This window comes from Blastococcus sp. TML/C7B, assembly GCF_016612845.1.
GTDB lineage: Bacteria > Actinomycetota > Actinomycetes > Mycobacteriales > Geodermatophilaceae > Blastococcus.
Map to the genome: position 1 here is coordinate 1308845 of NZ_JAEOAA010000001.1, position 20886 is coordinate 1329730.

Annotated in this window: 19 protein-coding genes and 2 pseudogenes; 15 read left to right on the forward strand and 6 right to left on the reverse strand. The window is 74.5% G+C overall.

What is annotated here, in order from left to right; genetic code table 11:
* Window positions 1-121: 121 nt before the first annotated feature.
* From JKP76_RS06345 to JKP76_RS06355, 3 genes are read right to left on the reverse strand one after another with little or no spacing between them, the layout of a single operon-like run.
* Entirely contained in the window at window positions 122-943 is an 822-nt protein-coding gene (locus tag JKP76_RS06345; RefSeq protein ID WP_200490015.1) for an ATP-binding cassette domain-containing protein, read from the reverse strand.
* Window positions 940-2049, reverse strand: coding sequence for an ABC transporter permease (locus tag JKP76_RS06350; protein WP_309229949.1), 1110 nt, complete (start codon window positions 2047-2049; stop codon window positions 940-942). Before JKP76_RS06350 ends, JKP76_RS06345 begins: the two co-directional genes overlap by 4 nt.
* A 29-nt stretch (window positions 2050-2078) precedes the next feature.
* Window positions 2079-2693: a hypothetical protein gene (locus JKP76_RS06355; RefSeq protein ID WP_200490016.1), complete on the reverse strand. Its 615-nt coding sequence runs from the start codon at window positions 2691-2693 to the stop codon at window positions 2079-2081.
* Window positions 2694-2784: 91 nt separating this feature from the next.
* Between JKP76_RS06355 and JKP76_RS06360 the strand changes: the two genes are divergently transcribed.
* From JKP76_RS06360 to JKP76_RS06370, 3 genes are all read left to right on the forward strand, one after another.
* Window positions 2785-4074, forward strand: a complete 1290-nt coding sequence (locus JKP76_RS06360) for an adenylosuccinate synthase (RefSeq protein WP_200490017.1) — start codon at window positions 2785-2787, stop codon at window positions 4072-4074.
* Window positions 4075-4222: 148 nt separating this feature from the next.
* Window positions 4223-5791 (forward strand): hypothetical protein, encoded by a 1569-nt coding sequence (locus JKP76_RS06365; protein ID WP_200490018.1) that lies wholly within the window; start codon window positions 4223-4225, stop codon window positions 5789-5791.
* A 230-nt stretch (window positions 5792-6021) separates the two neighbouring features.
* Entirely contained in the window at window positions 6022-7587 is a 1566-nt protein-coding gene (locus JKP76_RS06370) for a hypothetical protein (RefSeq protein WP_200490019.1), read from the forward strand.
* Between the two features lie 99 nt (window positions 7588-7686).
* Here the strand turns inward: JKP76_RS06370 and JKP76_RS06375 are convergent, their stop codons facing one another.
* Window positions 7687-8670 (reverse strand): glycerophosphodiester phosphodiesterase family protein, encoded by a 984-nt coding sequence (locus JKP76_RS06375; protein ID WP_309232862.1) that lies wholly within the window; start codon window positions 8668-8670, stop codon window positions 7687-7689.
* A 324-nt stretch (window positions 8671-8994) separates the two neighbouring features.
* Here JKP76_RS06375 and rsgA point away from each other — a divergent pair, with 324 nt between their 5' ends.
* From rsgA to JKP76_RS06425, 12 genes and pseudogenes are all read left to right on the forward strand, one after another.
* Window positions 8995-10026, forward strand: a complete 1032-nt coding sequence (gene rsgA / locus JKP76_RS06380) for a ribosome small subunit-dependent GTPase A (RefSeq protein ID WP_200490020.1) — start codon at window positions 8995-8997, stop codon at window positions 10024-10026.
* Window positions 10027-10098: 72 nt separating this feature from the next.
* Window positions 10099-10617 (forward strand): annotated as a pseudogene (locus JKP76_RS20525) (phosphoribosylamine--glycine ligase); the annotation flags it as partial.
* 112 nt (window positions 10618-10729) lie between these two features.
* Window positions 10730-11323, forward strand: a complete 594-nt coding sequence (locus JKP76_RS22250) for a phosphoribosylglycinamide synthetase C domain-containing protein (RefSeq protein WP_255522515.1) — start codon at window positions 10730-10732, stop codon at window positions 11321-11323.
* A gap of 49 nt (window positions 11324-11372) precedes the next feature.
* The gene (purB, locus tag JKP76_RS06390; RefSeq protein WP_200490021.1) at window positions 11373-12680 is read left to right on the forward strand and encodes an adenylosuccinate lyase; all 1308 of its coding nucleotides are present in this window, start codon (window positions 11373-11375) and stop codon (window positions 12678-12680) included.
* Complete coding sequence (locus JKP76_RS06395) at window positions 12677-13546, forward strand: phosphoribosylaminoimidazolesuccinocarboxamide synthase (protein WP_309229948.1); 870 nt, start codon at window positions 12677-12679, stop codon at window positions 13544-13546. The genes purB and JKP76_RS06395 overlap by 4 nt, the downstream gene beginning before the upstream one ends.
* Window positions 13547-13739: 193 nt before the next feature.
* Window positions 13740-14567 carry a DUF559 domain-containing protein gene (locus JKP76_RS23325; protein WP_200490022.1) on the forward strand — a complete coding sequence of 276 codons (828 nt, stop codon included), beginning with the start codon at window positions 13740-13742 and terminating at the stop codon, window positions 14565-14567.
* A gap of 122 nt (window positions 14568-14689) precedes the next feature.
* Window positions 14690-14929, forward strand: a complete 240-nt coding sequence (purS, locus tag JKP76_RS06405; RefSeq protein ID WP_200490023.1) for a phosphoribosylformylglycinamidine synthase subunit PurS — start codon at window positions 14690-14692, stop codon at window positions 14927-14929.
* A gap of 13 nt (window positions 14930-14942) precedes the next feature.
* Window positions 14943-15614, forward strand: coding sequence for a phosphoribosylformylglycinamidine synthase subunit PurQ (gene purQ, locus JKP76_RS06410; RefSeq protein ID WP_200490024.1), 672 nt, complete (start codon window positions 14943-14945; stop codon window positions 15612-15614).
* Between the two features lie 5 nt (window positions 15615-15619).
* Window positions 15620-17902, forward strand: coding sequence for a phosphoribosylformylglycinamidine synthase subunit PurL (gene purL, locus JKP76_RS06415; protein ID WP_309232863.1), 2283 nt, complete (start codon window positions 15620-15622; stop codon window positions 17900-17902).
* A 12-nt stretch (window positions 17903-17914) separates the two neighbouring features.
* Window positions 17915-18304, forward strand: a complete 390-nt coding sequence (locus tag JKP76_RS06420) for a sterol carrier family protein (protein WP_200490026.1) — start codon at window positions 17915-17917, stop codon at window positions 18302-18304.
* A 57-nt stretch (window positions 18305-18361) separates the two neighbouring features.
* Window positions 18362-18649: pseudogene (locus JKP76_RS23920) on the forward strand (acyl-CoA thioesterase domain-containing protein); the annotation flags it as partial.
* A 70-nt stretch (window positions 18650-18719) separates the two neighbouring features.
* Window positions 18720-19133: an acyl-CoA thioesterase domain-containing protein gene (locus tag JKP76_RS06425; RefSeq protein WP_200490027.1), complete on the forward strand. Its 414-nt coding sequence runs from the start codon at window positions 18720-18722 to the stop codon at window positions 19131-19133.
* A 54-nt stretch (window positions 19134-19187) separates the two neighbouring features.
* Here JKP76_RS06425 and JKP76_RS06430 read toward each other — a convergent pair whose 3' ends face one another.
* Entirely contained in the window at window positions 19188-19337 is a 150-nt protein-coding gene (locus JKP76_RS06430; protein WP_200490028.1) for a hypothetical protein, read from the reverse strand.
* Complete coding sequence (locus JKP76_RS06435; protein ID WP_200490029.1) at window positions 19334-20740, reverse strand: OFA family MFS transporter; 1407 nt, start codon at window positions 20738-20740, stop codon at window positions 19334-19336. The genes JKP76_RS06430 and JKP76_RS06435 overlap by 4 nt, the downstream gene beginning before the upstream one ends.
* Window positions 20741-20886 lie beyond the last annotated feature (146 nt).

The following is a 20886-nucleotide window of genomic DNA, read 5'->3' on the forward strand; positions in this document are numbered from 1 at the left end:
GATCACACCGCGGCCACGTGCCGTACCCCTGCCGAGCTGAGCGAGTCCACGCCACCGGGTCGGGAGCCTCCGGCCCCGCGTCCCGGCGGCGTGCCTCCGGCGGGCTCCCGCTCGCTCAGCGCTACCGCTCGCCGAGCTCCGGGTGGAGCTCGGTGAGCGCGGCGGTCAGCACGGCCAGCTGGTCGCCGCCGGCCATGAGCGCGGTGAGCCCGTCGGCGTCGACGTCCTCCCGCGTGAGTTCGCCGGCGACCTGACCGCCGGCCAGCAGCAGGAACCGGTCGCCCAGGAGGTGGGCGTACCGGGGGTTGTTCGTGATGACGACGACGGCGAGGCCCTGCGACCGGGCGTCGAGGATCGTCTGCCCGAACAGGGTCTGACGGGCCACGGTCACCGGCGTCGTCGGTTCGTCGATCACCAGCGCGCGGGCGCCGAAGTGCACCGCCCGCGCCACCGCCAGGCTCTGCCGCTCGCCGGCCTGCAGCCGGCTGGCCGGCTGGTCGGGGTCCAGGTCGGCGATCCCGACCCGGGCCATGGCCCGGACGGTCGTCTCCCGCGCCGCGTCCAGGTCCAGCCGGCGCAGCGGCCACACCCCGCGGGTCGGCTCGGCGCCGAGGAAGAAGTTCCGCCACACCGACAGCAGCGGGGCGACGGCGAGGTCCTCCCAGACCGTCGCGATGCCCGCCCCGCGTGCCGCTCGGGGGGAGCGGAACCGGACCGCCGTCCCGTCCACGAGCAGCTCGCCCTCGTCGTGCCGGCACAGCCCGGACAGCAGCGCCACCAGCGTCGACTTGCCCGAGCCGTTCTCGCCCAGCACGCAGCTGATCTGCCCCGCGGGGAAGGTCGTGCTCACGCGGGAGAGCGCCGGCACGGCGCCGTGCCGCACGGTCACCCGGCGCAGGGCCAGCCCGCGGGCGCCGTCGTCGGCGGGGAGCTCCTCGGTCACGAGCGCGGCACCCCCTTGAGCCGGTGGCCGACCACCGCGTTGGCGACCAGGGCGACCACCAGCAGGACGCCGAGCAGGGCCTGGAACCACGGCGGGTCCCAGCCGGCCAGCGTGATCCCCTGCCGGGTGACGGCGTAGAGCAGCGCGCCGATGGAGGCGCCCAGCGCCGAGCCGTAGCCGCCGGCGAGCAGGCAGCCGCCCAGGACGGCGACCACGATGAAGTCGATGCTGCTGCCGAGCCCGGCGGTGCCGACCTGCACGCTGCCGAAGCGGACCAGGCCCAGCGTGCCGATCAGCCAGCCGGCGGTGGCGCTCAGGCAGAACAGCGCGACCGTCGTGCGGCGGACCGGTACCCCGAGCTCGCGCGCGGCCGTCCTGGCCCCACCGCTGGCGAAGACGGCGTTGCCGAACTTGGTCCGCCACAGCACCCAGGTGGCCACCGCGGTGACGCCGAGCCACCACAGCAGCGAGACGCGGAACCGGCCGTCGCCCAGCTGCGCGGTGGCGCCGAACAGGGCCTCGGCCGACGACCAGCCGGGGGCGTCCGACAGGCCGGCGATCCGGCCGGAGCCGGCGATGGCCCGCACGCCGGCCAGCGTCGTCCCCTGGAGGACGAGGAACGTCGCGAGCGTGACCAGGAAGCTCGGCAGCCCGGTGTTGACCACCAGCACCCCGTTGACGACGCCGACCAGCAGGGCCCCGGCCAGCGAGGCGAGCAGCGCCGGCCAGATGCCCCAGCCGGCGTGCTCCACGAGCAGGGCCGTGCCGGCGGCGCTGGAGATGGCGAGCACCCCCACCGACAGGTCGAACTGGCCGGCGATGAGCAGCAGCGCGACGGCGACGCCCCCGATGCCGAGCGTCGCGGCGACGTCGAGGACGCCGGCGAGACCGCGGGCGCTGAGCAGCTCGTGCGCCTGCAGCGCGAAGAGCACCAGGACCAGGCCGAGCGCGACCAGGGCCGGCAGGCTCGGCCGGGCCACCGCGCGCTCGAGCACCCAGCGGCCCCGGGCGGCCCCGGGCGCGGGCAGGCGGCCGGCCATCACCGGCGGCAGCCGGCGGGGCGGGGGGACGACGGCAGCGGAGCCTCCTCGACGAGCGTGCCGCACAGTGTCCCCCAGGGTGGTGCGCCCGCCCGTCAGGGGTGCAGCAGCCAGCGCACCCGGTCGTCGGCGAACCAGGTCCAGCGCTGCACGGCGCGGGGGTACCGGACGCCGTCGCGCACGATCCGCGCCGGGTCCGAGGCCACCTGGAGCGCCCGGCCGCTGGTCCGGCGCGTGGGGCGCAGCGGGAGGGTCATGACGGTGACGGCGAGGGTGTCCACCGCCGTCCAGTCCGGGCGCACGTCGATGCGGGTGATCTCGCCGTCGGCGACGCGGATGTCGTCGTGGTGCGCCTGCAGGCCGAACCGCCGGCTCAGCGAGCGGCGGCCGTCCCCGTCGGCCTCGATCCGCCCGTGGTGCAGCAGCACGCCGCCGTGGTCGTCGCGGACCAGGGTGAGCGCGCGCGGGCCGCCGCTGCCGATGCCGAGGTCGCGCGCGAGGCCGGCGGAGTCCTTGTCGGCGGCGGGCTCCCAGGACACCGGGACCTCCGCCGTCCGCCCGGCCTTGAGCAGCACCGCGAGGACGGCGGACAGCCCGGCGACCGGGCCGCGGACCAGCACGGAGTCCGCCTCCGCGGCGCCGGCGACCGACGCCGCGCGCGGGGCCTCCCCGGCGGCCAGACGCCGCAGATCCAGCTCGACCGAAGCCATGCGGATACCCTGCCATCCGACAGGTGGCGCGCGCCGGACGCCCGGCGACCGGCCCGCGCCCCACCCGACGCACGAAGGAGAACCTGCCCCGATGCCCGCTGTCGTGCTGATCGGCGCCCAGTGGGGCGACGAGGGCAAGGGCAAGGCCACCGACCTGCTCGGTGGGCGCGTCCCCTACGTCGTCCGCTACCAGGGCGGCAACAACGCCGGCCACACGGTGATCACCCCGGACGGCGAGAAGTACGCGCTGCACCTGATCCCGTCGGGGATCCTCACGCCGGGCTGCACGCCGGTCATCGGCAACGGGGTGGTCATCGACCCCGAGGTGCTCATCGGCGAGCTGGCCGGCCTCGAGGAGCGGGGCGTGGACACCTCGCGCCTCACCATCTCCTCGGACGCGCACCTGATCATGCCGCACCACCGGGCCCTCGACAAAGTCACCGAGCGGTTCCTGGGCAAGCGCAAGATCGGCACCACCGGCCGCGGCATCGGCCCCGCCTACGGCGACAAGGTGGCCCGCACCGGCATCCGCGTCCAGGACCTGCTGGACCTCTCGATCCTGCGGCAGAAGCTCGAGGGCACGCTGCAGGAGAAGAACCAGATCCTGGTCAAGGTCTACAACCGCAAGGCCATCGACGTCGACGAGGTCGTGGAGGAGTACGCCGGCTACGCCGAGCAGCTCAAGCACCGGATCGCCGACACCCGGCTGATGCTGGGCACGGCCCTGGACGCCGGCGAGTGGGTGCTGCTCGAGGGTTCGCAGGGCACGCTGCTCGACGTCGACCACGGCACCTATCCCTTCGTCACGTCGTCCAACCCGACGGCGGGCGGCGCGGCGGTGGGCGCGGGGATCGGCCCCACCCGGATCGACCGGGTGGTCGGCATCCTCAAGGCCTACACGACCCGCGTGGGCTCCGGCCCCTTCCCCACCGAGCTGTTCGACCAGTGGGGCGAGTACCTGCGCAAGCAGGGCGGCGAGGTCGGCGTCACGACCGGTCGCGACCGGCGCTGCGGCTGGTTCGACGCCGTCGTCGCCCGGTACGCCAGCCGGGTGAACGGCATCACCGACTACTTCCTCACCAAGCTCGACGTGCTGTCGGGCCTGGAGACGGTGCCGATCTGCGTCGCCTACGAGGTCGACGGCGTCCGGCACGACGAGATGCCGATGACGCAGACCGACTTCCACCACGCGAAGCCGGTCTACGAGGAGATGCCCGGCTGGTTCGAGGACATCCGGCACTGCCGGACCTTCGACGAGCTGCCCGCGAACGCGCAGGCCTACGTGCGGCGGCTCGAGGAGCTCTCCGGCGCGCGGATCAGCGTCATCGGCGTCGGCCCCGGCCGCGACGAGAACGTCGTGATCCACGACCTCATCGGCTGAGGCCGCGGGGTCCCGCCGCCTCGTCCGGCCCGTGCGTCCCACGAGCCCCGCGCCTCGGGTGCGTGTGCAGGTCAGGGGGCTGGTGCGGCTCTAGCGTTCGGCTCCCGCACGTGCGCACCGGGTGCACGGCGAGCCCGAGGAGCGCCCCGTGATCCGTCGCCGTCTGACCACCGTGCTGGGGGTGGCCGCGGCGGTGACCGTGGCGCTGCCGTGGGCGGCCGCGGGCGCCGCTCCGTGGGGGCTCGGCAACGGCGACCTCGAGGCCGACCCGGTCGGTGCCACCGAGATCACCGGGTGGACGGTCACGAGCGGTCTCGTCGACCTGGGCGTCACCACGCTCGGCGGCTGCGTCTCCCGGGACACCAGCTCCTACGCCGGCCTCCGGGACTGGGACGGCAGTGCGCAGCCGGTCTTCCCACGGGATCTGCCGGTCGGACCGGACGAGGAGCTGCTGCACCCGGAGACACGGCAGCCGGTCTGGATCGACGAGGCGGGGCAGCCCACGACCGCGGACGCCCCCGGTGCCCGTCAGGTGTTCCACGGCTTCGCCGGTGAGGGGCCGTCGTACCGCAACTTCTACCTCCGCGAGGACGGCGCCGTCGACTGGCGGAGTTCCTGGGGGGAGGCGGGCCGGACCTTCTGGGAGGCCGTCGAACCCTGGTACGCCGGCATCCCCGACCCGGTGCTCCGCGCCGACGACGTGCCGCCGGTCGACCAGGGCTGGTTCTACCGGGCCGACCCCGAGCTCCTCGGCTCCGTCGTGGACGGCACCGAGGACCCCGACGCCTGGTACGCGATCGACCCGCTGCCCCGGTCCCGCGCGCTGGCGCTGTCCACCTGGGCCATGACCTGGGAGCCGGGCGTGGTCGTCCACGGCCCGGCGGCGGTCAGCGACCCGTTCACCGTCGGCAGCGGCCGTTCCGTCGCCCTGGACTGGGCCGCTCCCAGCAGCACGGGCGGGTTCGGCGAGTCCAGCGTGCAGGACCACCACGTGCTGGCCTACGCCCTCGACGTGGACTCGTGCCACCAGTACGAACTGCTCGACTCCACCGGGAGCACCACGGGCTGGCGGAGCGCCGCGGCGGCGCTGCCGCCCGGCGGCACCTACCGCGTGGTGGTGGTCGCGGGCGCGTACGACCACGACTGGAGTGGCTCCGCGTCGTCGCTGCTCCTCGTCGACGACGTCCGGGTCGTGCCGACGATCACCGGTAGCGGCGTCGTCGTGGAACCGTTGTTCGGGCAGGGGGACAGGGTGGCCGGCGCGCCCGTCCGGATGGCCGGTGGCGGCCTGAAGCCGAACTCCCCGTGGATCGCCGAGCTGCACTCGACCCCGGTGACCCTGGCCACCGGCGTCACCGACTCCTCCGGCAACTTCTGGCTCCTGAGCAACCTGCCGGCGTCCGTGGAGCCGGGCAAGCACCGGATCATCCTGAGCGGCACCGCCCCCGACGGCTCGCCCGTGTCCAGCACCGCGTGGATCACCGTGACCGCCGCCGGCACCGTCGGCTACGTCTCGCTCGCCGGTGAGGAGATCGCGGCTGCACCGGCCGGCCCGACCGGGACGATTCCGCAAGACGCCGCAGCAGCCCGCGGGGCCCGGCCGGCGCTGGCCCGCACCGGTGCCGAACCCGTGGCTCTGCTGGGGCTCGCCACCGGCCTGGTGGCGACCGGTGGCCTCGCCCTCGTCGCGGCACGGCGCCGCACGGCAACCCGCTGATCCGGCCCGGGCCTCGAGGACGTCGTGGTCCACGACCTCACCGGCTGGCCCGGTTCCGGCTCCGGATGGTCCCATCGGCGGCGCGGACCACTCGGCACATCCGTCCCTCGACTCACAGAGCGCGGCGTCCTTGCAGGCCGTGCTCGTGTAGTCGCTCTACGTTCCTGCTCTCTCGTGCGCACCCCGTGCACGTCTGCAGAGGAGCGTGCGCTGTGAATCGTCGTCAGTCCATGACGGCCGTGCTGGGGGTGGCGGCGGTCGTGTCCGTCGCGCTCCCGCTGTCCGTGGCAGGTGCCGCCGGAGGCGCCATCGTCAACGGCGACTTCGAGACCGGGGCCCCCGGCGACACCGTCGTGACCGGCTGGAGCTTCGCCGACCAGGTGGTCGACCTGGGTGTCACCAGTCTCGGGGGATGCGTCTCGAAGGACACGAGCACCTACACCACCCTGCGCGGGTACGACGACGTCGAGCCGGTGCTGGGCACCGTCCCGGTCGGCGGGGACGGCGAGGTCTTCCTGCCCGGCACCAGCACCCCGGTGTGGCTCGACGAGAACGGCCTGCTGGCCGACGCCGGCGCCCCCGGCGCGCTGCAGCTCCACTACGGCCCGGTGGAGTTCTCTGAGGACGGCGACACCTGGACGTACACGGACTTCTTCGTGCTCATCGAGGGCGCGCCCGTCCTCGTCGGCGACGTCGGGTCGTCGGTGGGGGACGGGAACTTCTCGAACGGCTTCTACGACTCGGTCCACCCCCTGTACCTCTCGGTGCCGGACCCGACCGAGCGCGCCGACGACGTCCCCGGCGCGGACTTCTTCAACTATACGGAGTTCTCGTCGCAGCTGGTCGCCCCGGGGGCCGAGGAGGACGAGGACATCGAGGGGATCGCGTGGGGCATGGACGGGAGCGACCTGACCCCGACGTCCCAGGCGCTGCTGCTCTCCAGCGACATGGACGGCTCGGCCTATGGGTACGTCGCCCACGGCCCGGCCGCCGTCAGCGACCCCTTCACCACCGCGGGCGCGCGCACCGTCTCGCTCGACTGGGCGGCGGCCGCCGAGTCCGACGACTACCACGTCCTCGGCTACGTCCTGGACGTGAACACCTGCGAGCAGGTCGAGGTCCTCGACGCGACGGGCTACGAGAGCCCCTGGCAGACCGTCTCCGTGCAGCTCCCCCGCGCGGGCACCTACCGCTTCGTCTTCGTGGCCGGCACCTACGACCAGTCGTGGGGCGGGGCCGCCGGAGCCCGCCTGTACGTCGACAACATCCGCGCGACGCCGACGATCACCGGCACCGGCATCCAGGTCGAGCCGCTCTTCGGCACCGGTGACACCGTCGCGTCGGCGCCGGTCCAGCTGACCGGTGGCGGCCTGAAGCCGAACTCCCCGTGGATCGCCGAGCTGCACTCGACCCCGGTCACCCTGGCCACCGGCGTCACCGACTCCTCCGGCAACTTCTGGCTCCTGAGCAACCTGCCGGCGTCCGTGGAGCCGGGCAAGCACCGGATCATCCTGAGCGGCACCGCCCCCGACGGCTCGGCGGTGTCCAGCACCGCCTGGATCACCGTGACCGCCGCCGGCACCGTCGGCTACGTCTCGCTCGCCGGTGAGGAGATCCCGGTCGCGCCGACCGCTCCCGCCGGCGCGGCGGCCCAGCCGGTCGCGGCGACCGGCACCGGGCCGGCGCTGGCGAACACCGGCTTCGAGGCCGCCCCCTGGCTGGGCGTCGGTGCCGCGCTCGTGGCCGCCGGCGGGGCCGTCCTCCTCGGCGTCCGGAGGCGCACCGCGCAGCGCTGATCCTCGGCGCGGAACGGCGACGGCCGGGGGAGCACCCGCTCCCCCGGCCGTCGCGTCGTCCCGGTCGCCGCGATCCGGTGGTGCCTGGCGACGGCGCCGTCAGGCGACGGCGGCCTGGCGGGTGCGGACCCGGGCGCGGGTGCGCAGCGCGGTGACGGCGTGGTCGGGCGAATCGGTGATCAGGCCGTCGAGCCCGAGGTCGAGCAGCTGCCGGGCCTCCGCGAACGCATCGCCGAGGGCGCCGGGCTCGCTGCCGCGGCGCAGCTCCTCCGGCAGGAAGGCGTTCTCGGCGCGCAGGGTCCAGCAGAAGACCGACAGCGCGGCCCGGTGCGCGTCGTCGACCAGCGGGGACCGGACGCCGCCGGTGGTCCCGGCGTCGGCGAGGATCCGCTCCCGGCTCGGCGCGATGCCCTGGGCGTAGGTGGAGATCTCGCGCAGGCCGGCGCGGGTGACCATCGGGTCGAAGCCGGGGAGGTCCGCGATCAGCTGGATCAGCCGCGGGCACTGCTCGCCCAGCCGCGTGCGGAGCTCCCGCAGGAGCCGGGGGTCGAAGGTCTGCACGAGCACCGGGCCCTCGGGGTCCGCGACGCCCAGCCGGCGCAGCTCGCCGGCGGTCAGCTCGGCCAGCGAGGGCCCGTCGTCGTCGGGCCAGGTGAGCGTCTTGAGCTCCACGAGCACCTGGACGGTGCGCTCCGGCGTCGAGCGGCGGCGGGCCAGCTCGATCACCTCGGCGAGGGTGAGGATGCCGAACCGGCCGTCGAAGGCGGTGTTCAACGGGCGGAGGGCGGGCATCCGCTCGACGGCCCGCAGCGTGCGCAGCTCGGCGAGGGTGAAGTCCTCGGTGAACCAGCCGGTCACCGGCCGGCCGTGCACCTCGCGGGTGGTGCGGCGGTCGGCGAACTCGGCGTGGTCGGCGACGTCGGTCGACAGCGACAGCTCGCTCTCGTGCCGGACGACGAGGACGCCGTCGCGGCTGACCACGACGTCGGGCTCGATGAGGTCGGCACCCTGGTCGATCGCGAGCTCGTAGCCGGCGGTCGTGTGCTCGGGCCGGTACGACGGGGCGCCACGGTGCCCGATCACGGCGGGACGGGGAACGGGCGGGTCACGGGCGGCATGGCCAGCGACTCGGTCGCGTGCATGGCTGCCATGCCATCGCACCGACGTGGCCGGGAGGCGAACTCCGCGCAACGTGTTGCGCACGCTCGCGCACACAGGGCGTTGACCTGCGGTTGTGCATGCGGCCAGTGACGCATCTCTCGTCGTTGCGATCCGGTTGCGACGCGAGTCGCGCGCGGCGTCGTCGTCCCACCCGCACCGCCCGGCGCAGGGATGCCACGCCGCCCCGCGTCGGGCGGCCGGAAATCCGGGTGACACGGCGCCCGGCCCGCGCCCACCCTGACCGGCGTGACCCTCCTCCCGACCCTGGGCTGGCGCGCGGAGCTCGCCGCGCAGCTGCCCGCCGGCACGGCGCCCGGCCGCGTGGCGCGCGTCGACCGGAGCCTGCTCGCCGTCCTGACCGCGGACGGCGAGCGGCGCGTGCACCCCGGCTCGGGCCTGTACGCCGACGCCGCCCTCGGCGGTCCCGCCGTGGGGGACTGGGTCGCGCTGCGCGACGACCTCGCCGTCGCGGTCCTGCCGCGCCGCAGCGCGTTCACCCGCACGGTGGCCGGCCGCACCTCCGCCGCGCAGGTGGTGGCGGCGAACCTCGACCTCGTGCTGGTCGTCGACGCGCTGGCCGGCCCGTCGCGGCTGCGCCGGGTGGAGCGCTACCTCGCGGTCGCCTGGAGCAGCGGGGCGACGCCGGTCGTCGTCCTCACCAAGGCCGACCTGAGCGACGACGTCGCGGCCGCGGTCGCGGAGGTGTCCGAGGACGCCCTCGGCGTGGACGTCCTGGCGGTGAGCGCGCTGACGGGGGAGGGGCTCGACGCCCTCGGCGCGCTGCTCGGCCCGGGCGTCACCGCGGCGATGGCCGGGCCGTCCGGCGTCGGGAAGTCCAGCCTGGCGAACGCGCTGGCCGGGCGGGAGCTGGCCGCCACGAGGGAGATCCGCGACGACGGCCGGGGCCGGCACACGACGACCGCCCGCGAGCTGCACCTCCTCCCCGGCGGGGGGCTGCTCGTCGACACCCCCGGCATGCGCGAGCTGGGGCTCTACGACGACGCCGACGGCGTGGCGGCGGCCTACGCCGACGTGGCCGAGCTGGCCGCGGAGTGCCGCTTCCGCGACTGCGCGCACCGCACCGAGCCCGGCTGCGCGGTGGCCGCGGCGATCGCCGACGGGCGGCTCGACCCGGCGCGGTTCGCGGGCTGGCGCAAGCTCCGGGCCGAGGCGCACCGCCAGCTGCTGCGGGTCGACGCGCGGGCGCGGGCCGAGGAGCGTGCCCGGGTGCGGGCGCTGCACCGCTCGATGCGCGACCAGCCGATCCGGTCGCGGTGAGGCGGCGTCGGTAGCGTTCGCCCCGTGCGCGTGCTCGTGATCGGCTCCGGTGCCCGGGAGCACGCCCTGTGCGTGGCTCTGACCTCCGACCCCGCCGTCGAGGCCCTGGCCTGCGCGCCGGGGAACGCCGGCACCCGGGCGCTGGCGGAGCCGTTCCCGCTGGACGTGCGCGACCCCGACGCGATCGCGGCGCTGGCCCGCTCCTGGAGCGCCGATCTCGTCGTCGTCGGGCCGGAGGTGCCGCTGGTGGCCGGGGCGGCCGACGCCGTCCGCGACGCCGGCATCGCCTGCTTCGGCCCGTCGGAGCAGGCCGCCCAGCTGGAGGGCAGCAAGTCCTTCGCCAAGCACGTGATGACCGCCGCGGGTGTGCCGACCGCGCAGGCCTGGCCGGTCGGTGGGCCGGCCGAGCTGGAGACGGCGCTCGACGAGGTCGCCGCGCTCACCGGCGGCGCGCCCTACGTGGTCAAGGACGACGGCCTGGCCGCCGGCAAGGGCGTGCTGGTGACACCGGACCGCGACGCCGCCGTCGCCCACGGGCGCGCCGTCCTCGACGCCGGGGGAGCGGTGCTGGTCGAGGAGTTCCTGGACGGCCCCGAGGTCTCGCTGTTCGCCGTCACCGACGGGACGACGGTGCTGCCGCTGGTGCCGGCCCAGGACTTCGAAGCGGCGCGACGACGGCGACGGCGGCCCCAACACCGGCGGGATGGGCGCCTACGCACCGCTGCCCTGGGCGCCGGCCGGGCTGGTCGAGGAGGTGCTGGCCACCGTGCTGCAGCCGACCGTCGACGAGATGGCCCGCCGCGGGGAGCCGTTCAGCGGCCTGCTCTACGCCGGGCTGGCGCTGACTTCCCGCGGCGTGCGGGTGGTCGAGTTCAACGCCCGCTTCGGCGACCCGGAGACCGAGGTCGTGCTCCCGCTGCTGGCCACCCCGCTCGCCGGGCTGCTGCACGCCGCGGCCACCGGCACGCTGGCCGACCACCCGCCGCTGGAGTGGCGGCCCGGTGCCGCGGTGACCGTGGTGGTCGCGGCCTCCGGCTATCCCGAGGCGCCGCGCACCGGCGACCCGATCACCGGCGCCGACGGCGAGGGCGTGCTGCACGCCGGGACGGCGCTGGCCGACGACGGCACCGTGGTCTCGGCGGGGGGCCGGGTGCTCGCGGTGACCGCCGTGGGCGAGGACCTCGCCGCCGCGCGGCAGACCGCCTACGAGCGGGTCGCCGGCGTCCGGCTGACCGGCGCGCACTGGCGCACCGACATCGCGCTGGGCGCCGTCGAGGGGCGGATCGTCCTGCCCTGACCGGCCTGCGGGAGACTGGTCCCGTGCTGATGGCGACGAGGTGGTCCCGGTGATCGAGCGGTACACGCTCCCCGAGATGGGGGAGGTCTGGAGCGACCAGCACAAGTACGAGCTGTGGTGCCGCGTCGAGACGCTCGTCCTCGAGGCGCACGCCGCCGCCGGCCGGGTGCCCGCCGACGTCGTCGAGCCGGTGCGGAACGCGCCCCCGCCGACCCCGGAGCGGGTCGCGGAGATCGAGGAGACGACGCAGCACGACGTCATCGCCTTCCTCACCGCCTGGGCCGACAACACCGAGCCGCGCTCGGCCGCCGCCTACGTGCACCACGGCATGACGTCGTCGGACCTGCTGGACACCGCGCTGGCCGTCCAGCTCACCGACGCCACCGACGTCCTGCTGGCCAAGGCCGACCGGCTGGTCGCCGCGCTGCGCGACCACGGCCTGGCGCACCGCTCGACGATCCGCGTGGGCCGCACCCACGGCGTGCACGCCGAGCCCGTCGTCTGGGGCCACCGCGTCGCCGACCTCGCCTTCGCCGCCGCCCGCTCCCGCGACCGGCTGAAGGCGGCGCGCGAGCGCGTCGGCGTCGTCGCCATCTCCGGCGCCGTCGGCACCTACTCGCTCATCGACCCCTCCGTCGAGGTCACCGTGGCCGAGGCCCTGGGCCTGCGGCCCGCCGACGCCTCGACGCAGGTCGTGCTGCGCGACTCGATCTCGGAGTGGGTCTCGGCGCTGGCCGTGCTCGCCACCGTGTGCGAGACCGTCGCCCTGGAGGTCCGGCACGGTCAGCGCACCGAGGTGCGCGAGCTGTCGGAGGCGTTCGGGTCGGGCCAGAAGGGCTCGAGCGCGATGCCGCACAAGAAGAACCCGATCCGCTCGGAGCGCATCGCCGGGCTGGCGCGGGTCGTGCGGGCGGCGATCGTGCCGGTCATGGAGGGCATCCCGCTCTGGCACGAGCGGGACATCTCGCACTCCTCCACCGAGCGCGTGTTCCTGCCCGACGCCGCGATCACCACCGACTACCTGCTGCACCTCACCACCGGCCTGGTCGAGAACCTCGTCGTCGACGCCGACCGGATGCGGGCCAACCTGGAGTCCACCGGCGGGCTGATCTACACCTCGTCGGTGCTGCTGGAGCTGGTGGAGGGCGGGCTCTCCCGCGAGGACGCCTACGCGCTGGTGCAGACCGCGGCGATGGAGACGTGGAACAGCGGCACCCCGTTCCGCTCGACCCTGCGCGAGCGCGCGGCCGCCTCCGGTGTCGCGCTGGACGAGGCGCGGCTGGACGAGATCTGCCGCCCCGAGCGGTACGTGGCCAACCTCGGCCCGCTGTTCGACCGGCTCGCGGCGCTGTCGTGAGCCCGGGCCCGGCCGTGGACCTCCCCCTGGTCGCCCGCGGAAAGGTGCGGGAGGTCTACGACGCCGGCGACGACCGGCTGCTGCTGGTGGCGTCGGACCGCATCTCCGCCTACGACTGGGTGCTGCCGACGCCGATCCCGGACAAAGGGGTCGTGCTGACCCGGCTGTCGGTGTGGTGGTTCGAGCAGCTCGCGCCGGTGCTGGACTCCTTCGGCGCGACCCACCACCTGGTGTCGGCGACCGACGTGCCGGACGCCGTCGCCGGCCGCGCGATGCTCGTGCGCCGGCTGGAGATGCTGCCGGTCGAGTGCGTGGCCCGCGGTTACCTCTCCGGCGGAGGCACGGCCGAGTACCGGCGGACCGGCTCGATCCGCGACGTCGTCCTCCCGGCCGGGCTGGTCGAGGGCTCGCAGCTGCCCGCGCCGGTGTTCACGCCGTCCACCAAGGCGGAGATCGGCGAGCACGACGAGCCGATCGACTTCCCGCGGGTGGTCGCGCTGGTCGGGGCCGAGCGGGCCGAGGAGCTGCGCGAGCTGACCCTGGCGCTGTACCGGCGGGGCGCGGAGATCGCCCGCGACGCCGGGATCGTGCTGGCCGACACCAAGTTCGAGTTCGGGCTCTCCGGCGGGCAGCTGGTGCTGGGCGACGAGGTGCTCACCCCGGACTCGTCCCGCTTCTGGCCGGCCTCGTCGTGGGCGCCGGGATCGGTGCAGCCCTCCTACGACAAGCAGTTCGTCCGCGACTGGCTGACGTCGTCCGGCTGGGACCGCGTCTCCGAGCCGCCCGAGCTGCCCGCCGACGTCGTTGCCGCCACCCGCGAGCGCTACGTCGCCGCCTACGAACGCCTCACCGGCACCCCCTTCTGACTCCACGCCTCCCCGCTCAGTGACGCCCACATCGGCGATGTGGGGCTCAAGAACGCCGCTATGCGCCCACATCGCCGATGTGGGCGGGTGGCTGTGGACGACGCCCGGGCGGCGGCGCTGGATCGTCGATGCTGCCGGGATGCCGAAGCGAAGGCCGCGGTCGCGGATCACCGGCCCGACGACGAGGGGTGCCGTGCTCGAGGCGGGTCTCAGCGTCGAGGAGCTGAGGCACCCGCAGGTCGTGCGGCTGTCCCGGGACACCTACCTCCCGAGGGCGCTGAGCGGGCAGCTGGTCAGCCGCCTCGCTGCGGTGCTGCTGACCGCCCCGCCGGGTGCCGTCGTCAGCCACCTGTCCGCGGCGGACCTCTGGGGGTTGCAGATCCCTCTCCGCGACCGGTCGGACGAGCGCATCCACCTCTCGATACCCGGGACGTCCCGCGCGGAGAGCAGGGTGGACCGTCGCCTGTACCGGTCGGACGTGGCGGGGGACGACGTCCTCCGGCGGGCGTCGCTGCCCGTGACGTCCCCGGCCAGGACGTGGCGGGACCTGGCCGCCATCCTCGAACCGCAGGCCCTGCTCGCAGCCACCGATCAGGTGCTGAACGGCTTGGCGAGCCGCGCGGAGCTCGGTGAGCAGCTGGCTCGTCGCCCCACCGGTCGTGGGTGTGCCCGAGCGAGGGCCGTGCTGCCGCTCGGGGACGCCCGGGCCGAGTCGCCGATGGAGTCGGTCGTCCGCTGGCTGGTCCTGCACGCGGGACTGCCGGCTCCGGACGTCCAGTACGACGTCCGCGACCCAGCCCGGGCCTTCCTCGCCCGCGCCGACCTGGCATGGCCGGAGAGCCGGGTGATCGTGGAGTTCGATGGCGACGTGCACCGGGAGCGCGACGTCTTCGTGCGCGACCTGCGGCGGCAGAACCGGCTCGTCGCGGCCGGCTGGACGGTCCTCCGCTTCACGTCCGCGGACGTGCTCGGACGCCCGGACGACGTGCTCGCGGAGATCCGGCGGGCGCTGCGGGCCTGACGAGATCGGCGATCTGGCGCTCATGGAGGACCGGTGGGCCCCACATCGCCGATGTGGGCGGCAGGGGTGGGCGAGACGAGGGTCACCGGGGCGGGGGCGGCGGCCCCGGTAGGCTCGTCGGCGTGTCCCGGGTGGTCGTCGACGTCGTGCTCAAGCCGGAGATCTCCGACCCCCAGGGGCAGGCGGTCCTGGGTGCGCTGGGCCGCCTCGGCCACGACAGCGTGCGCAGCGTCCGCCAGGGCAAGCACTTCGTGCTCGAGGTCGACGGGACGCCCGACGAGGCCGAGCTGCGGCAGATCGCCGAGACGCTGCTGGCCAACCCGGTCATCGAGGACGTCGAACTGCACCTCACCACCGACTGAGAGAGACCCCGCCGTGCGCATCGGTGTCATCACCTTCCCGGGCTCCCTGGACGACGTCGACGCCGCCCGCGCGGTGCGACTGGCCGGTGGGGACCCGGTCTCCCTCTGGCACGGCGAGCACGACCTCAAGGACGTCGACGCCGTCGTCCTCCCCGGGGGCTTCTCGTACGGCGACTACCTGCGGGCCGGGGCCATCGCCGCCCGCTCGCCGCTCATGCAGGACGTCGTCGCCGCCGCGAAGGGGGGCCTGCCGGTGCTCGGCATCTGCAACGGCTTCCAGGTGCTCTGCGAGGCGGGGCTGCTGCCCGGGGCGCTGACCCGCAACAGCCACCTGCACTTCCGCAACCGCGACCAGCTGCTCCGCGTCGAGCGCGCCGACACCGCCTGGACCGGCGACTACGCCGACGGCCAGGAGATCCTCGTCCCGGTCAAGAACGGCGAGGGCCGCTACGTGGGCTCCGAGGCCGACCTGGACCGCCTCGAGGGGGAGGGCCGCGTCGTGTTCCGCTACGTCGGCGGCAACCCGAACGGCTCCAGCCGCGACATCGCGGGCGTGACCAGCGAGAACGGCCGGGTCGTGGGCCTCATGCCGCACCCGGAGCACGCGGTCGAGGACCTCACCGGCCCGAGCACCGACGGGCTCGGCTTCTTCACCAGCATCCTGAAGGCGGTCGTCGCAGCGTGACCAGCGTGGACACCGTCCAGAACGCCGCCCAGCACCCGGACGACGAGCAGCCCTGGGCCGAGCTCGGTCTCAAGGCCGACGAGTACGCCCGCATCAGGGAGATCCTCGGCCGCCGCCCGACGACGGCCGAGCTGGCGATGTACAGCGTCATGTGGAGCGAGCACTGCTCCTACAAGAGCTCCAAGGTGCACCTGCGGCAGTTCGGCGACCTCCCGAAGAGCGACGCCCTGCTCGTCGGCATCGGCGAGAACGCCGGCGTGGTCGACGTGGGCGAGGGCTACGCGGTCACCTTCAAGGTGGAGAGCCACAACCACCCCAGCTACGTCGAGCCCTACCAGGGCGCGGCGACCGGGGTCGGTGGCATCGTCCGCGACATCCTCACCATGGGCGCCCGCCCGATCGCGGTCATGGACTCGCTGCGCTTCGGCCGGGCCGACGCCCCCGACACCGCCCGGGTGCTACCCGGCGTCGTCGCCGGGGTGGGCGGCTACGGGAACTGCCTGGGCCTGCCCAACATCGGCGGCGAGCTGCTCTTCGACGAGTGCTACACCGGGAACCCCCTGGTCAACGCGCTGTGCGTCGGCGTCATGAAGCACGACGACGTGCACCTGGCCAAGGCCGAGGGCGTCGGCAACAAGGTGATCCTGTTCGGCGCCCGCACCGGGGGCGACGGCATCGGCGGGGTCAGCGTGCTCGCCAGCGAGACGTTCGACGCCGAAGGCCCGGCCAAGCGCCCGGCGGTGCAGGTCGGCGACCCGTTCACCGAGAAGCTGCTCATCGAGGCCTGCCTGGAGCTGTTCGCCCAGGACCTCGTCACCGGCATCCAGGACCTCGGCGGCGCCGGCCTGTCCTGCGCCACGAGCGAACTGGCCAGCGCCGGCACCGGCGGCATGCACGTCGACCTCGAGACCGTCCCGCTGCGCGACAGCACCCTGACGCCCGCCGAGATCCTGATGAGCGAGTCGCAGGAGCGCATGTGCGCGATCGTCGAGCCGGGCAAGGTCGAGCAGTTCCTGGCCGTCTGCCGCAAGTGGGACGTCCGCGCCGCCGTCATCGGTGAGGTCACCGACGGCGACCGGCTCACCGTCGACTGGCACGGCGAGCGGATCGTCGACGTCCCGCCGCGGACCGTCGCCCACGAGGGGCCGGTCTACGAGCGCCCGATGCAGCGCCCGGCCGACCTCGACGCCCTCCGGGCCGACGACGCCGGGAAGCTCCCGCGCCCCGGCACGCCGGCCGAGATCCAGGCGCACTGGCTGGCCGTCGTCAGCAGCCCGGACGGCGCGGACAAGAGCTGGGTCACCGAGCAGTACGACCGCTACGTCCGCGGCAACACGGTGCTCGCGCAGCCCGAGGACGCCGGCGTCATCCGGATCGACGAGGACTCGCACCGCGGCATCGCCCTGTCGCTGGACGGCAACGCCCGGTTCGCCCGCCTCGACCCCTACACCGGCGCGCAGCTCAACCTCGCCGAGGCCTACCGCAACGTCGCCGCCACCGGCGCGACGCCGCTGGCGGTCACCAACTGCCTCAACTTCGGCTCGCCGGAGAACCCCGAGGTCATGTGGCAGTTCGCCGAGGCCGTGCGCGGCCTGGCCGACGGCTGCCGCGCGCTCGGCCTGCCGGTCACCGGCGGCAACGTGAGCCTCTACAACCAGACCGGCGACGTCGCGATCAACCCGACCCCGGTCATCGGCGTGCTCGGTGTGCACGAGGACGTCCGCGCCCGCATCCCCAGCGGCTGGCGCACCGCCGGCGAGACGGTCCTCCTGCTCGGCGAGACGAGGCCCGAGTTCGGCGGTTCCGCCTGGGCGGGCGTCGTCCACGGCCACCTCGGCGGGCAGCCCCCGGCGGTCGACCTCGCCGCCGAACGCGCCCTGGCCGAGCTGCTGGCCGCGCTCGGCCGCGACGGGCTGGCCGGCTCCGCGCACGACCTCGCCGACGGCGGGCTGGCGCAGGCGCTCACCGAGTCCGCGCTGCGCTACGGCGTCGGCGCCCGGCTCGCGCTGCACGGCGATGCGTTCACCGCGCTGTTCAGCGAGTCCGCGGCGCGTGTCGTCGTCACCACCACCGAGCCCGATCGGGTGCGCAACATCGCCCGCGCGGCGGGCGTCCCCGTCACCGAACTGGGGACGACGGGCGGCGGGTCGCTGGTCGTCGACGGCGTGCTCGAGCTGCCGCTGGCCGAGCTGCGCGCCGCGTGGAGCGCCACCCTGCCGGCGTTGTTCGGCGGCCCGGAGCACGGCACGGCGCTCACCGTCCCGGCGGGCACCGTCCCGACCAGCTAGGGCCGGCTGCTCATGGCTGGTGCAGCCCCGATCCCGGCCGACGAGCTGCGGGCCGCCGTCGACCCGGTGCGCGCGTGGCTGGCCGGGGAGGCGGAGCGACCGCCGCGCGCGGTCGTGGGCGCGGCGGTGAAGACCAGCGCGCGCTGGCTGGCGCAGCAGGTGCCGGGCCGCTCTGTGGAGGTGCGGGTGCCGCCGCACGTCGCCGTCCAGTGCATCGAGGGGCCGCGGCACACCCGGGGGACGCCGCCGAACGTGATCGAGACCGATGCCGCCACGTGGCTGCGGCTGGCCAGCGGGATGACGACGTGGGCCGAGGCGGTCGCCGAGGGTGCGGTGACCGCCAGCGGCAACCGCGCCGACCTCTCCGGGCTGCTGCCGCTGCGCCCCCTGAGCCGCCCCTGACGGAGCGTCGGGCATGCTCGACCCCCGGGCGGACGGGCCGCCGCGCACGGAGGTGTCATGCAGGCGTCGTTCACGCCCGACGGGGAGTTGCTGGTGCCGTCGCCGACGGCGGCCAGCCCGTGGTCGGACGAGATGCTCAACGGCCACCACATGGGCGGGCTCATCGGCTGGGGTGTCCAGCGGGACAGCCCGGACCCGGAGTTCCAGCTCTCCCGGATGACGGTGGACATGGTCCGGGCGGTGCCGATGGTGCCGCTGCGGGTGGAGACCCGGCGCGGCCGCGACGGCCGGCGGCTGCGCGCCGTCGACGTCAGCGTGCTGGCCGGTGACCTCGAGGTGCTGCGCGGGTCGGCTGTGCTGCTGCGCCGCTCCGAGCACCCCGTACTCCGAGCCGTACGCACCGACCCCGTGGGACGTGCCGTCGCCGGAGCAGATCGAGGGCGGGCCGACCGGGCCGATGTCGTGGGAGATCCGCCGGATCAACCCGTGGGGTTCGGCCGGGCCCGGCCGGGTGTGGATGCGCGAGACCGCCGCGTTCGTCGAGGGGGAGGAGCTCACCCCGCTGGTGCGCGCCGCCCTGATGGCCGACTTCACCAACCCGCTGTCGAACTCCGGCCCCGACGGGCTGGCGTTCATCAACACCGACGTCACGATGTACCTGGCCCGCGACCCGCGCGGCGAGTGGATCGGGATGGAGAGCGCCGGCCACCTCGGGCACGAGGGCGTCGCGTTCGGCACGACCTGGATGTACGACCAGGACGGGCTCATCGGGCACTGCGTCGCCGGGACGCTGCCCGACCCGCGGATCCAGGCCCGCCAGCGCTCGTAGCGACGCCCCCGCCCGCGGGATGCGGGCGAGGGCGCCGGAGCCGGACGAGGGGGATCAGCCGCCGAACAGGTCGGCCGCGGTCTTGACGGTCTGGTACAGCCCGTAGGCCAGCGGGACGCCGACGAGGGTCCACGCCAGGGCGATCAGCCCGGCCGGCGTGCGGGTCGGCTGTCGCCGGTCGGGGGTCGAGGTGGCGGAGCTCATCGGACGGCGCTCGCTTCCGGGGTCGGGGTGGTCTCGGACTTCGGCTCGTGGAACTTCGCGGCCACCGGCTTGACCAGCAGGTTCGCGACGAAGCCGACCGCCAGCAGGCCGACCATGATGAACAGCGCCGGACGGTAGTCGCCGGCCACGAGCTCACCCGGCTCGCCCTCGGCCATGTCGAGCACGCCGTTGATGATCAGCGGCCCGGCGATGCCGGCGGCCGACCACGCGGTCAGCAGCCGGCCGTGGATGGCGCCGACCTGGAAGGTGCCGAACAGGTCGCGGAGGTAGGCCGGGATCGTGGCGAAGCCGCCGCCGTAGAACGAGATGATGATCGCGGCGGTGATCACGAAGATCCAGGTCGCGCTGCTGCCCAAGGTGGCCAGCACGAGGTACAGGACGATGCCGACGCCCAGGTAGATCATGTAGATCGGCTTGCGGCCGATGTAGTCCGACGTCGTCGACCAGGCGAACCGGCCGCCCATGTTGAACAGCGAGAGCAGCCCGACGAAACCGGCCGCGGCGGTCACCGTGACGGCGGAGGTCTCCCCGTCGCGGAAGAAGTCCTGGATCATCGGGCTGGCCTGCTCGAGGATGCCGATGCCGGCGGTCACGTTGCAGAACAGCACCACCCACAGCAGCCAGAACTGCGGCGTCTTGATCGCGTTGTTCGCCGAGACGCTCTCGGTGGTGACCAGCGCCTTCTGCTTCACCGTGGACGGGTCGAAGCCCGCGGGCTTCCAGCCCTCGGCCGGCACCCGCACGATCAGCGCCCCGAAGAGCATGAAGACGGCGTAGACCGCGGCGAGGGTGAGGAAGAGCAGCGCCACCGAGGTGCCGTCCGGGACCGTGCCGGCCGTGCCGTCGTAGTCGGCGTCGTAGAAGTTCATCAGCTGGCGGGACAGCGGCGAGGCGACCAGCGCGCCACCGCCGAAGCCCATGATCGCCATGCCGGTGGCCAGGCCCGGGCGGTCGGGGAACCACTTGATCAGCGTGGAGACCGGCGAGATGTAGCCGATGCCCAGGCCGATGCCGCCCAGGAAGCCGTAGCCGAAGTACAGCAGCCACAGCTGCTCGGTGTAGATGCCGAGCGCACCGACGAGGAAGCCGGACACCCAGAACACCGCGGAGGTGAACATCGCGGCCCGGGGGCCGTTGCGGTCCACCCAGGTGCCGAAGACCGCCGCGGACAGGCCGAGCATGACGATCGCGATCGAGAAGATGATCCCGATCGAGGTGAGGCTGGCGTCGAAGTGCTCGACGAGGGCGGTCTTGTAGACGCTGGTGGCGTACGCCTGGCCGATGCACAGGTGCACGGCGAGGGCGGCCGGCGGGATCAGCCACCGGTTGAAGCCCGGGCCGGCGACGATGCGCTCGCGGGCCAGGAAACTGGGAACGGCCACGGACGGGACCTCCGGGGGCGTGGGACGCGGCGCGTCCGGTCGGACGCGACCCGGCCGCGCCCTGTCGTGTGTGCCACAGCCGGGGGGAACGTACGACGGCTGCGGGAGCCCCGCCCGTTCAAGCCGCGATCGTGACGCCGGCGTGA

Excerpts from the sequence above, each read along its gene's own strand:
- JKP76_RS06355 (WP_200490016.1), bottom strand. The coding sequence starts at position 2,693 with ATGGCTTCGGTCGAGCTGGATCTGCGGCGTCTGGCCGCCGGGGAGGCC.
- JKP76_RS06360 (WP_200490017.1), top strand. The coding sequence starts at position 2,785 with ATGCCCGCTGTCGTGCTGATCGGCGCCCAGTGGGGCGACGAGGGCAAG.
- JKP76_RS06370 (WP_200490019.1), top strand. The coding sequence starts at position 6,022 with ATGACGGCCGTGCTGGGGGTGGCGGCGGTCGTGTCCGTCGCGCTCCCG.
- JKP76_RS22250 (WP_255522515.1), top strand. The coding sequence starts at position 10,730 with ATGGGCGCCTACGCACCGCTGCCCTGGGCGCCGGCCGGGCTGGTCGAG.
- JKP76_RS06420 (WP_200490026.1), top strand. The coding sequence starts at position 17,915 with ATGGCTGGTGCAGCCCCGATCCCGGCCGACGAGCTGCGGGCCGCCGTC.
- JKP76_RS06430 (WP_200490028.1), bottom strand. The coding sequence starts at position 19,337 with ATGAGCTCCGCCACCTCGACCCCCGACCGGCGACAGCCGACCCGCACG.